General features: G+C 57.7%; 11 protein-coding genes. 8 read left to right on the top strand and 3 right to left on the bottom strand.

The genetic code is table 11. The features are described from left to right. Position 1: 1 nt before the first annotated feature. The 4 genes from yieE to NIM72_RS05935 all read left to right on the top strand — a co-directional run bounded on the left by yieE (position 2) and on the right by NIM72_RS05935 (position 4,690). Positions 2–868 carry a DNA-binding transcriptional regulator YeiE gene (yieE, locus tag NIM72_RS05950; RefSeq protein WP_222925215.1) on the top strand — a complete coding sequence of 289 codons (867 nt, stop codon included), beginning with the start codon at positions 2–4 and terminating at the stop codon, positions 866–868. 117 nt (positions 869–985) lie between these two features. Further along, the gene (locus tag NIM72_RS05945) at positions 986–2,452 is read left to right on the top strand and encodes an amino acid permease (protein WP_161732210.1); all 1,467 of its coding nucleotides are present in this window, start codon (positions 986–988) and stop codon (positions 2,450–2,452) included. Positions 2,453–2,825: 373 nt separating this feature from the next. Next, positions 2,826–3,902 carry an iron ABC transporter permease gene (locus tag NIM72_RS05940; RefSeq protein WP_222925217.1) on the top strand — a complete coding sequence of 359 codons (1,077 nt, stop codon included), beginning with the start codon at positions 2,826–2,828 and terminating at the stop codon, positions 3,900–3,902. Beyond that, positions 3,902–4,690 (top strand): ABC transporter ATP-binding protein, encoded by a 789-nt coding sequence (locus NIM72_RS05935; RefSeq protein WP_033783692.1) that lies wholly within the window; start codon positions 3,902–3,904, stop codon positions 4,688–4,690. Before NIM72_RS05940 ends, NIM72_RS05935 begins: the two co-directional genes overlap by 1 nt. A gap of 92 nt (positions 4,691–4,782) precedes the next feature. Here NIM72_RS05935 and fghA read toward each other — a convergent pair whose 3' ends face one another. The 3 genes from fghA to NIM72_RS05920 form a co-directional block, all read right to left on the bottom strand. After that, positions 4,783–5,625, bottom strand: coding sequence for an S-formylglutathione hydrolase (gene fghA / locus NIM72_RS05930; RefSeq protein WP_161732212.1), 843 nt, complete (start codon positions 5,623–5,625; stop codon positions 4,783–4,785). A gap of 12 nt (positions 5,626–5,637) precedes the next feature. Further along, on the bottom strand, positions 5,638–6,762 hold the full coding sequence (locus NIM72_RS05925) for an S-(hydroxymethyl)glutathione dehydrogenase/class III alcohol dehydrogenase (RefSeq protein WP_161732214.1): 1,125 nt from the start codon (positions 6,760–6,762) through the stop codon (positions 5,638–5,640). Positions 6,763–6,836: 74 nt separating this feature from the next. After that, entirely contained in the window at positions 6,837–7,748 is a 912-nt protein-coding gene (locus tag NIM72_RS05920; RefSeq protein ID WP_161732216.1) for a LysR family transcriptional regulator, read from the bottom strand. Positions 7,749–7,865: 117 nt separating this feature from the next. Between NIM72_RS05920 and NIM72_RS05915 the strand changes: the two genes are divergently transcribed. The 4 genes from NIM72_RS05915 to galS all read left to right on the top strand — a co-directional run bounded on the left by NIM72_RS05915 (position 7,866) and on the right by galS (position 12,182). Next, positions 7,866–8,993 (top strand): YbfB/YjiJ family MFS transporter, encoded by a 1,128-nt coding sequence (locus NIM72_RS05915; RefSeq protein WP_253419331.1) that lies wholly within the window; start codon positions 7,866–7,868, stop codon positions 8,991–8,993. Positions 8,994–9,117: 124 nt separating this feature from the next. Further along, entirely contained in the window at positions 9,118–9,783 is a 666-nt protein-coding gene (gene folE / locus NIM72_RS05910) for a GTP cyclohydrolase I FolE (protein ID WP_061062924.1), read from the top strand. A 50-nt stretch (positions 9,784–9,833) separates the two neighbouring features. Then, positions 9,834–10,994 (top strand): DUF418 domain-containing protein YeiB, encoded by a 1,161-nt coding sequence (yeiB, locus tag NIM72_RS05905; RefSeq protein WP_161732220.1) that lies wholly within the window; start codon positions 9,834–9,836, stop codon positions 10,992–10,994. 147 nt (positions 10,995–11,141) lie between these two features. Then, positions 11,142–12,182: an HTH-type transcriptional regulator GalS gene (gene galS, locus NIM72_RS05900; protein ID WP_013358509.1), complete on the top strand. Its 1,041-nt coding sequence runs from the start codon at positions 11,142–11,144 to the stop codon at positions 12,180–12,182. Positions 12,183–12,201: the final 19 nt, after the last annotated feature.

Below are 12,201 nucleotides of genomic sequence, written 5' to 3'. Positions count from 1 at the left end.
GATGCACATTACGCTACGGCAAATCGAAGTGTTTACCGAAGTGCTGAAAAGCGGTTCCACTACTCAGGCGTCGCAACTGCTGGCGCTGTCACAGTCGGCGGTCAGCGCGGCGCTGGCCGATCTGGAAAGTCAGCTCGGGGTGCAGTTGTTTGATCGGGTCGGCAAACGGCTGGTGCTGAATGAGCATGGGCGACTGCTCTATCCGCGTGCGGTCGGTCTGCTGGAGCAGGCGGGCGAAATTGAGCAGCTATTCAAAGAGGATAACGGCGCGATCCGCATCTTCGCCAGCAGCACTATTGGTAACTATCTGCTGCCGGGCATGATGGCGGCCTATCGTCGTGACTTTCCTGGTCTGCCGCTGGAGCTGAGCGTCGGTAACAGTCAGGATGTGATTCAGGCGGTTTCCGATTTCCGCGTGGATGTCGGCCTGATTGAAGGGCCGTGCCATATGACCGAACTGGTCAGCGAACCCTGGCTGGAAGATGAGCTGGTGGTATTTGCCGCGCCCGATGCCGCGATTCTGCAACAGTCGGTGACGCTGAAAACCCTGGCAGAAGCGCCGTGGATTCTGCGTGAACGTGGCTCCGGCACCCGGGAAATCGTCGATTATCTGCTGCTGTCACACCTGCCGAGTTTTCAGCTGGGTATGGAGCTCGGCAACTCAGAAGCGATCAAGCATGCAGTGCGGCACGGCATGGGGATCAGCTGCCTGTCGCGCCGGGTAATTGCCGATCTGCTGGAGGCGGGCACGCTGACAGAACTGACGATTCCGTTGCCGCGTCTGACCCGGACGCTCTATCGCATCCATCACCGGCAGAAGCATATTTCAAAGGCACTGACGCGCTTTTTGTCCTATTGCCGTGAGTGATTGCTAATAATTCGGGCGCGATCATGAACTTAACTTATAACAGCATGGCATCAGCTATACAGAGGCGGTCTGGCTGCTACAATCGCGCCTCATTTTTACCCAGCGTAGCGTTAACACATGCATAATGACTCAAAAACAACACAACAACCTGCATTACGACGTGCGTTAAAAGCCCGTCATCTGACGATGATCGCCATCGGCGGCTCCATCGGTACCGGCCTGTTTGTCGCTTCCGGCGCAACGATTGCTCAGGCTGGTCCTGGCGGGGCACTGCTCTCCTACATGCTGATCGGCCTGATGGTCTACTTCCTGATGACCAGTCTCGGTGAGCTGGCAGCCTTCATGCCCGTATCCGGTTCTTTCGCCACCTACGGCGCAAAATATGTCGAGGAGGGCTTTGGTTTCGCACTCGGCTGGAACTACTGGTACAACTGGGCGGTGACCATCGCGGTTGACCTGGTGGCGTCGCAGCTGGTGATGACCTACTGGTTCCCAGACACGCCGGGCTGGATCTGGAGCGCGCTGTTCCTGGGACTGATATTCCTGCTCAACTACATCTCAGTAAAAGGCTTTGGCGAGGCGGAGTACTGGTTCTCGCTGATCAAAGTGGCCACCGTCATTATCTTTATCATCGTGGGTGTGCTGATGATCACGGGCATCATGCGCGGTGCAGAGCATGCGGGCTGGCAGAACTGGCAGGTGGGCGATGCGCCGTTTGCGGGCGGCTTTGCGGCGATGATCGGCGTGGCGATGATTGTGGGATTCTCCTTCCAGGGCACCGAGCTGATCGGTATCGCGGCGGGCGAATCTGAAGACCCGGCAAAAAATATCCCGCGCGCCGTGCGGCAGATTTTCTGGCGTATCCTGCTGTTCTATGTGTTCGCCATTCTCATTATCAGTCTGATCCTGCCGTACACCGATCCGCAATTACTGCATAACGACATTGATGATATCAGCGTCAGCCCGTTCACCCTGGTGTTCCGCAACGCCGGTCTGCTCTCTGCGGCAGCAGTGATGAATGCGGTTATCCTGACGGCGGTGCTGTCAGCCGGTAACTCCGGTATGTATGCCTCAACGCGCATGCTGTATAACCTGGCCTCCGAAGGCAAGGCACCGCGTATTTTCGCGAAACTGTCTAAGGGCGGCGTGCCGCGCAATGCCTTATGGGCGACGACCGTCGTGGCCGGGCTGTGCTTCCTGACCTCAAAATTTGGCAACCAGGAGGTTTATCTGTGGCTGCTGAACACCTCAGGCATGACCGGTTTTATCGCCTGGCTGGGTATTGCCATCAGTCACTATCGCTTCCGTCGCGGCTATGTCGCCCAGGGACGTGATCTGAACGATCTGCCATACCGTTCCGGCTTCTTCCCGCTGGGACCGATTTTTGCTTTCGTGCTCTGCCTGATCATTACGCTGGGTCAGAACTATCAGGCCTTCCTCAACGACAGCATCGACTGGTATGGCGTAGCGGCAACCTATATTGGTCTTCCGCTGTTCCTGATTATCTGGTTCGGCTACAAACTGACGCGCGGCAGCCGTTTCGTGAAGTACAGCGAGATGGAGTTCCCGGTTCATAAAGAGTAGTTCTGTGCGCTTGCTCTGTTGAGTCAGGTGCCTGACACAGCGCGTTGAGGCTGCAGATGGGGCACATGCTCAGGGAGCATACGTCTTTCGCAAAGACGCAAAAACGCCATCCCTGGCAAGCTCAGGGCGGGCCATCCCTGGCAAGCTCAGGGCGGGCCATCGCTGGCCCGCGATGCTTTGCTCCAGACGTATGCTCCCATCGCTTTAAGTCCGGGAACAGCCTCAACGCGCTGTGTCTGCCGGTATCCTGCCCATAACAACACCGTTTTTTACCCTTTTTTCACGTCTCGCTTATCTTCACGAATTGATAATTATTATCACCTGCACTATTGTGGCTGCGTTTTCTGACGTGATAGCCACACAGGGTTCAAACATGACTACTGAAACTTCGCTGCTGGCGGGGGAAGAGACGCTTCACCACACCATGCAAAACTACCATCAGGTGCTGCGCCGCCGCCTGATCTGGATTGGCGTATTACTGGTGGCTATTGTCGCCTCGCTGATCCTCGACTTCACGCTGGGTCCGGCCGGACTCTCACTTGATACGCTGTGGAATACGCTGCTCAGCCCCGACAGCGTCGATGCCGGCACCCGCGTGATTGTCTGGGACATTCGTCTGCCCTATGCGCTGATGGCGCTGGTGGTAGGGCTGTCGCTGGGCCTGGCAGGTGCAGAGATGCAGACCATCCTGAATAACCCGCTGGCCAGCCCGTTTACACTCGGTGTCTCCTCGGCGGCAGCGTTTGGTGCCGCGCTGGCGATCATTCTCGGCATCGGTATTCCCGGCATTCCTGATCAGTGGTTAATCTCTGCCAATGCCTTTGTCTTTGCGCTGTTTGCCGCGCTGATGCTGGATGCCGTGACCCGCTGGACGCAGGTTTCGTCGGCGGGCGTGGTGCTGTTCGGTATTGCACTGGTCTTCACCTTTAACGCGTTAGTTTCAATGATGCAGTTCATCGCCAGCGAAGATACCCTGCAGGGTCTGGTGTTCTGGACCATGGGCAGCCTGGCGCGTGCTTCCTGGGAAAAGCTGGGTGTACTGACCGTAGCGCTGGCCATTCTGGTGCCGTTCTCAATGATGAGCAGCTGGAAGCTGACGGCGCTGCGTCTGGGTGAAGATCGCGCGGTGAGCTTTGGTATTGATGTACGTCGTCTGCGCCTGACCACCCTGCTGCGTATCAGTATTCTCTCGGCGCTGGCGGTGGCGTTTGTTGGCCCGATCGGCTTCATCGGGCTGGTCGCGCCGCATATTGCCCGCATGATGTTTGGTGAAGATCACCGCTTCTATCTGCCCGCCAGTGCGCTGGTTGGCGCGCTGGTGCTGTCGCTGGCATCAGTCGCCTCGAAAAACCTGCTCCCCGGCGTGATCATCCCTGTCGGCATCGTCACCTCACTGATTGGCGTGCCGTTCTTCCTGAGTATTATTCTGCGTCATCGGGGGACGGTATGATGGAACAGGGTCTGACGTTACGCGGCTTCAGTGCCGGTTATCCCAAACATAAAGTCATTGAAAATCTCAACGTGGCACCGCTGCCACGCGGTGAGATCACCGTGCTGCTCGGGCCGAATGGCTGTGGTAAATCGACGCTGCTGCGTGCACTGGCCGGGCTGAATAAAGGTCAGGGTGAGATGTGGCTCAACGGTGAAGATCTGATGACTCAGCCGTTTGCCCGCCGCGCGAAGAACGTGGTCTATCTGCCGCAGTCGTTGCCTGCGGGCGTGCATCTGCACGTGCTGGAGTCGATCATTGTGGCGCAGCGTGCCTCTGGTGGACTGCACAGCGCCAGCAGCGAAGCCGAAATCATGCATCTGCTTGAACAACTGGGGATAGCGCATCTCGCGATGCGTTACCTCGATCAGCTCTCCGGCGGTCAGAAGCAGCTGGTCGGGCTGGCGCAGTCCCTGATCCGTCGCCCTAAGCTGCTGCTGCTGGATGAACCGCTGAGCGCGCTCGATCTCAACTATCAGTTCCACGTGATGGATCTGGTACGCCGCGAAACAGCCCAGCGCAACATCGTGACGGTGGTGGTGGTGCATGACATCAACATCGCGCTGCGTCATGCGCAACACGCGCTGATGCTGAAGCAGGGCGCACTGGTAGCGGAAGGGCAACCGGATAAGGTGATTACGCCGGCTACGCTGGCAAAAGTGTATGGCGTGAATGGCCGTATCGAACACTGCTCACGCGGCATTCCGCAGGTAATGATCGACGGGCTGACCGGACCGGCACTGGTCTGAAAGTCGGGCAGGCCTGGCCTTGAGCCAGCGTTTGCGGCAGTAGCAGTACAGGATGCAGAAAAGTTCAGGGCCGCAATTGCGGCCCTGATGTTTTACGTTAGCAGATGTTGTGCATGGAAGCGCAGATGATCTTCCACAAAGCTGGCTATAAAAAAGTAGCTATGGTCATAACCCGGCTGAATACGCAGCGTCAGCGGGAAACCGACTGCTTTAGCAATCTCTTCTAACCGCTCCGGTTGCAGCTGATCGGCCAGGAACTGATCGCTGTCGCCCTGATCGATCAGGACTGGCAGACGATGCGACACCTCTGCCATCAGCTGGCAGCTGTCATATTCCCGCCACGCCGCCTGGTCGTCGCCTAGATAGGCCTTAAACGCTTTCTGGCCCCACGGCACCTGCATAGGGTTTACAATCGGCGCAAACGCAGACGCTGAGGCAAAGCGGTTACCCAGACGCAGCGCCAGCATCAGCGCGCCGTGTCCGCCCATGGAGTGACCCATAATCGACTGACGTTCACTGACTTTGAAGTTATCCGCAATCAGGGCGGGCAGCTCGCTGCTCAGATAGTCGAACATGCGGAAATGAGTGGCCCAGGGGTGCTGAGTGGCGTTGAGATAAAATCCCGCGCCCTGACCCAGATCGTAGCCCTCATCGTTGGCAACGCCTTCACCGCGCGGGCTGGTATCCGGCATAATCATTACCAGACCCAGTTCCGCCGCCACGCGCTGCGCGCCCGCTTTGGTGGTGAAGTTCTCATCGTTGCAGGTCAGCCCGGCCAGAAACCAGACCACTGGCGGCGGCGCATCACCGTGCGGTTCAGGCAGGTAGATGCTGAAGGTCATCGGGCAGTTCAGCACGGCCGACTGATGACGCCAGCGCTGCTGCCAGCCGCCAAAAATGCGGTGTTCTTCCAGTAGCTCCAGAGTGGATGCCATAACGCCTCCTGATTACTTGTTAAAGTGCACGACCGAGCGAATCGATTTTCCTTCGTGCATCAAATCAAAGGCGTCGTTGATCTCTTCCAGCGGCATGGTGTGGGTGATGAAGTCGTTCAGGGCAAACTTACCATCAAGGTAATCCTGCACAATGCCCGGCAGCTGTGAGCGGCCTTTCACGCCACCAAAGGCGGAACCGCGCCAGACGCGACCAGTTACCAGCTGGAACGGACGGGTAGAGATCTCTTCACCGGCACCGGCGACGCCGATAATCACAGACTCACCCCAGCCTTTGTGGCAGCACTCCAGCGCGGAACGCATCACGTTGACGTTACCGATACACTCAAATGAGAAGTCCACGCCGCCGTCGGTCAGCTCGACAATCACATCCTGAATCGGCTTATCGTAATCTTTCGGATTAATCAGATCGGTGGCACCCAGTTTGCGCGCCAGATCGAATTTGCTGGTGTTGAGGTCGATTGCGATGATGCGGCCAGCCTTCGCCATTTTCGCGCCGATAACCGCAGAAAGACCGATACCGCCGAGACCGAAAATCGCGACGGTGTCGCCTTCTTTTACTTTAGCGGTGTTCATTACCGCGCCCATGCCGGTAGTCACGCCACAACCCAGCAGACAAACTTCTTCCAGCGGCGCTTCTTTACTGATTTTCGCCAGTGAGATTTCCGGGATCACGGTGTATTCAGAGAAGGTCGACGTGCCCATATAGTGGAAAATCGGTTTGCCATCTTTAAAGAAGCGCGTGGTGCCGTCCGGCATCAGGCCTTTGCCCTGAGTGGCACGGATCGCCTGGCAGAGGTTAGTTTTGCCCGACAGGCAGAACTTACATTTGCCACACTCCGGAGTGTAAAGCGGAATGACATGGTCACCTACTTCCACACTGGTCACGCCTTCGCCCACGGCTTCTACGATGCCGCCGCCTTCATGGCCGAGAATCGCCGGGAAAACGCCTTCCGGATCGGTGCCGGAGAGGGTGTAGGCGTCGGTATGACAGACGCCAGTCGCGACGATGCGCACCAGCACTTCGCCTTTCTGCGGTGGCATCAAATCCACTTCTTCGATTTTCAGCGGTTCGCCAGCGGCCCAGGCAACAGCGGCACGGGTTTTGATCATGTTCATGCAATCCCTCTTCCAGTCAGATTGTGACGCGCGATGGCGTCGTGTGGTTATGGTTTAAACATAGCGTGGAACGCTTATTGCGCCGCCTGTAATGGGTAGATCAACTCATCGTTGAGCGGACGATCGTCAAACTGTTCAATAATCAGATACTTCAGCGCTTCAACATTCGGAGTAAAAGCATCGCGTCGCCACATTAGCCAGGTGGCGGTATCGCGATAAGCCGCAGGTAAGGTATGCGCCTGCACCCGCGACCGATCCGCCATCTGCTTCAGCACCGAAGCCGGGATCATCGCGACACCCGCACCGCCCGCCACGCAGGCCAGCATGGCGTGATAGGACTGAATCTCCATCACATTGTCGGGCGCGGTCTGGCTGTCGCGATACCAGCTCTCCAGCTTCACCCGGTAAGAGCAGCTATTGCGGAAGGCAAACAGGGTGTCATCCTGCACATCGCGCGCTGTGGTGATAGGCGCGTGATCCAGCCCGGTGATCAGCACCATCTCCTCACGAAAGGCGATACAGCCATTCAGATCGTCATGGGAAACCGGGCCATCCACCAGCGCGGCGGCCAGGGTGCCTTCGCGAACCCGATCGATGATTTCGCCCGAAGTGCCGGTAATCAGCGACAGCGCCACTTTAGGAAAGCGCTGGTGATAGGCGGCGAGCAGACCAGGCAGGCGGGTCGCTGCGGTACTCTCCATTGAGCCCAGCGCAAAGTTGCCTGCCGGTTCACCAGTGCGGGTCATGCTCATCGCTTCTTCACTTAATGCCAGAATACGCTGCGCATAATTCAGGAAATTATGGCCCATCGGTGACAGGCGAATGCGCTGCTTCTCACGAATAAAGAGATCCACACCTAATTCTTCTTCCAGCTGACGCAGCCGCGTGGTGAGATTAGAGGGAACGCGATGCAGCTGTTCGGCTGCGCGCGCCAGGGAGCCCGTTTCGGCAACGGAACAGAACATACGCAGCTGAACTAAATCCATATCTTCTTTTCCCGTAAACAAGTTGGTTAATATTATTCACTTTCCGTGAGTTTAATCATCCTGCATGCTGTTAGCAAGTCAGAAGAGATCGCAAGGCAGAACAACAGGAGTTCAGCAATGGCGTTACGCGTCGCGCTCAGCGCGTTTTTAACCTTATTTGTGGCGATGGGCATTGGGCGATTCGCCTTTACGCCGCAGGTGCCGCTGATGATTCAGGCGCACCAGCTGACGCTCACCAGTGCCAGCCTGGTCGCTGCGCTCAACTATCTTGGCTATCTGTGTGGCTCATTCGATGCCATGCGCGCGCACCGGCGGGTGGAGCTGCGTTTGCAGGCGGGCGTATGGGGTGCAGTGATCCTGACGCTGCTCTCTGCACTGGCAACCGGACCGTGGCTGCACGGTGCGATCCGCTTTCTGATTGGCTGGGCCAGTGGATGGGCGATGGTGCTGGTGGCGGCCTGGAGCAACGAACAACTGCATCGCCACGGCCGGGCAGGGCTGTCGGCGGCCGTGTTTGCCGGGCCGGGCTGCGGTATTTTTGTCAGCGGTCTGCTGGGGGTGGCGCTGCATACTCTACAGGTCTCTGCCGGTCTGGCCTGGGCCGCTTACGGTACGCTGGCACTGCTGCTGATTGCGCTGATTACCCGTAATCTGCCGCGTCGGGGCGAACTGCATCGCCCGGATCAGGCACCTGAGCCGCTGGTGCTGGATCGCAACCTGAAACGTCTGGTGCTGAGTTACAGTCTGGCGGGCTTTGGTTATATCCTGCCCGCCACCTTTTTATCGCAGATGGCCGCTACGCGTTTTCCTGACGGCATCTTCGCGCAGTTTGTCTGGCCGATATTTGGCGGTGCGGCGATGGTCGGCATCCTGCTGGGCATCCTGACGCGGCGCTGGGGGCATAGTCACGTCCGCCTGGCGGTAGTGCTCTGGGCTCAGGCGCTGGGCGTTTTTGCTGCGGCACTGCTGCCCGGCTTTAGTGGCCTGCTGGCCGGGGCGCTGCTGGTGGGCGGCGGCTTCCTCAGCGTGGTACAGCTGTCGCTGCTTTGCGCCCGTGAACTGGCACCCCATCATCTGCGTTACATGGCCGGCCTCCTGACCACCGGCTATGCGGTCGGACAGCTGGTTGGTCCGCTGCTCTCTTTTCTCTCAACGGCTCTGTTACATCGGCTGGAGCCTGCCCTGTGGGTGGCCGGGTTCAGCCTGGTGTGGGCGGGCCTGCTGGTCTGGCGAAAAATTGAATGAAAAGCTTTCATCACCAATCTGATTGATTGCTGGATTCCCCGCAAAGAAAGTTTCACAATACGCGCCTGATTACAGGGCCTGCAGGCAAAAGCTTGCGGGCGCAACACCAGCCGGAGAAGAGTAAATGAGCACCCTAAGTCAGGAAGCTGCCCTGGTTCACGAAGCGCTGCTGGCGCGTGGACTGGAAACGCCGTTACGTGCACCGACGCGCGACATTGATGACGAAACGCGTAAGAGCCTGATTGCCGGGCACATGACCGAGATTATGCAGCTGCTGAATCTGGATCTTGAAGATGACAGCCTGATGGAAACGCCGCATCGCATCGCCAAAATGTATGTGGATGAGGTCTTTTCCGGTCTCGATTATGCCAACTTCCCGAAAATCACCGTCATTGAGAATAAAATGAAGGTCGATGAGATGGTGACCGTGCGTGATATCACCCTGACCAGCACCTGTGAACATCACTTTGTGATCATTGATGGTAAAGCCACGGTTGCCTATATTCCCAAGGAAAAGGTGATTGGCCTGTCGAAAATCAACCGCATCGTGCAGTTCTTCGCCCAGCGCCCGCAGGTGCAGGAGCGCCTGACACAGCAGGTTCTGGTGGCCTTGCAGACGCTGCTGGGCACCAACAACGTTGCTGTCTCGATTGATGCGGTACATTACTGTGTGAAAGCGCGTGGCGTCAAAGATGCGACCAGCGCCACCACCACGACCTCTCTGGGCGGCCTGTTCAAGTCCAGTCAGAATACCCGCCAGGAATTCTTGCGCGCGGTACGCCATAGTTGAGTTAACGGCGGGCGCATAATGCTGCCCGCCTCAATGGGGCAGGGTGCCGCATGCAACGCTATCACGTGCTGGATTTCATTCGAGGCTGTGCCATTCTCGGCATCCTGCTGCTCAATATTGTGGGCTTCGGCCTGCCTTCTGCTGCTTACCTGAATCCGGCCTGGCAGGGCAGTGTCAGTCTCTCCGACGTCTGGACCTGGGCACTCTCTGACGCCTTTGCTCAGCTCAAATTCCTCACCCTGTTTGCACTGCTGTTTGGCGCAGGTCTGCAAATGCAGCTGCCGCGCGGCAGTCGCTGGCTGACTGCCCGGCTTTCCATTCTGGTACTCATCGGTTTTCTGCATGGTGTCTTTCTCTGGGAAGGCGATATCCTGCTGGATTACGGCATCATCGGGCTGGTGGTCTGGCGGGTGCTGCGTGACGTCCCGTCAACCCGCAGCCTGATGAATACCGGCATTCTGCTTTATCTGGTGGGCTGCGGCGTGCTGCTGGTGTTTGGGTCGATCTCCGATCCCGAACCGACGCGATCCTGGCTGCCGGGTGCTGCCGATCTGCAATATGAGCAGTACTGGAAACTGAGCGGCGGCTGGGAAGCGATACAGAACCGGCTGGATCATCTCTCATCAGGGCTGATGGCGCTGGCGGCTCAATATGGCTGGCAGCTGGCGGGCTTAATGATGATGGGTGGCGCAATGCTGCGCAGCGGCTGGCTGACTGGAGAATTTTCCCTCCGCCACTATCGTCAGGCGGCGGCCCTGCTGCTGACAATGGGCTTCTCCATTGCGGTAGCCGGTGTAGCCGCGCAATGGCTGTTACATTGGGAATTCCGCTGGGCGGCTTTTTACCTGCAGGCCCCGCGCGATCTTGCCAGCCCGCTGATTAGCCTGGGCTATGCCGCGCTCTGTCTGGCCTACTGGCCACAAATTTCTCACTGGCATATCAGCCACGCCATCCAGTGCGTGGGCCGTATGGCGCTGACCAACTACCTGCTGCAAACGCTCATCTGCACCACGCTGTTCTATCGCTTTGGCTTCTACATGCATTTCACCCGGCTGGAACTGGTGCTGATGGTGCCTGCGATATGGCTCATCAATATCCTGTTTTCACTCATCTGGTTACATTTCTTCGCACAGGGTCCGCTGGAATGGCTGTGGCGGCGGTTTACGCTGCTCTCAGCCGGCAAATCACGCATTACCGACAACGCCAGATAATGACCGCCATCACAAAGGTTACAGAATTGTATGTAACCGTTTTCATTGATGTGACGCAATTCACGCTGCACGCCTCCCGCCCCTGACAGAATAGCGCCGGTGTATAACCCGGCGTGAAGCCCTATTTTTCCCTTCTGGAACTGCTGCATGATAACTATTCGTGATGTTGCCCGTCAGGCTGGCGTGTCAGTGGCGACCGTGTCGCGTGTTCTCAATCAGAGCAACGCCGTGACCTCTGACACCCGCGACGCCGTGTTACAGGCGGTTGAAGCGCTGGGGTATCGCCCTAACGCCAACGCCCAGGCGCTGGCGACGCAGGTCAGCGATACGATCGGGGTAGTGGTGATGGATGTCTCTGATCCCTTCTTCGGGGCGCTGGTTAAAGCAGTGGATACCGTGGCGCAGCGCGTGCACAAGCATGTGTTAATCAGCAACTCCTGGCATCAGGAAGAGAAAGAGCGTCATGCTATCGAGGTGCTGATCAGGCAGCGCTGCAGCGCCCTGGTGGTCCACGCAAAAACGCTGCCGGACGCGGAGCTGGCGGACTTTATGCAGCACGTGCCCGGCATGGTAGTGATTAACCGCATTGTCCCTGGATTCGAACACCGCAGCGTCAGTCTGGATAACGTCACGGGTGCACTGATGGCATCAAGAACCCTGCTGCAACAGGGGCATAGCCGCATTGGCTATCTTTGCTCCAGTCATCCCATTGAGGATGTGGCGCAGCGCCGTGAAGGGTGGATGCAGGCGATGGCCGAACAGGGCATCCGGCCGCAGGAGAGCTGGATCGCCAGCGCAGAGCCAGATATGCAGGGGGGCGAAGCGGCGATGGTGGAGCTGCTGGGGCGCAATCTCAACCTTACAGCAGTGTTTGCTTATAACGACGGCATGGCGGCTGGCGCACTTACTGCGCTGAAAGACAACGGCATTCAGGTGCCACAGCATTTTTCTGTCATTGGCTTTGATGATATCCCGATTTCCCGTTATACCGATCCGCAGTTGACCACTGTGCGCTATCCCATTGTATCTATGGCAAAAATTGCCACTGAGCTGGCACTGCAGGGCGCAGCCGGACTGCTTGATGACACGGCAACGCATATCTTTATGCCAACCCTGGTGCGGCGTCATTCTGTGGCGCAGCGGCAAAATGTGGAGTCCGTCACTAATTCAGGCGATTCAGGCATGTAACCGTTTTCAATCTGTGATT

The sequence above is a fragment of the Pantoea sp. B550 genome (genome assembly GCF_024158165.1).
In the GTDB taxonomy this organism is placed as follows: Bacteria; Pseudomonadota; Gammaproteobacteria; order Enterobacterales; family Enterobacteriaceae; genus Pantoea; species Pantoea alfalfae.
The sequence above is the reverse complement of the archived record's forward strand: the minus strand, read 5'-3'. Positions and strand labels throughout refer to the sequence as shown.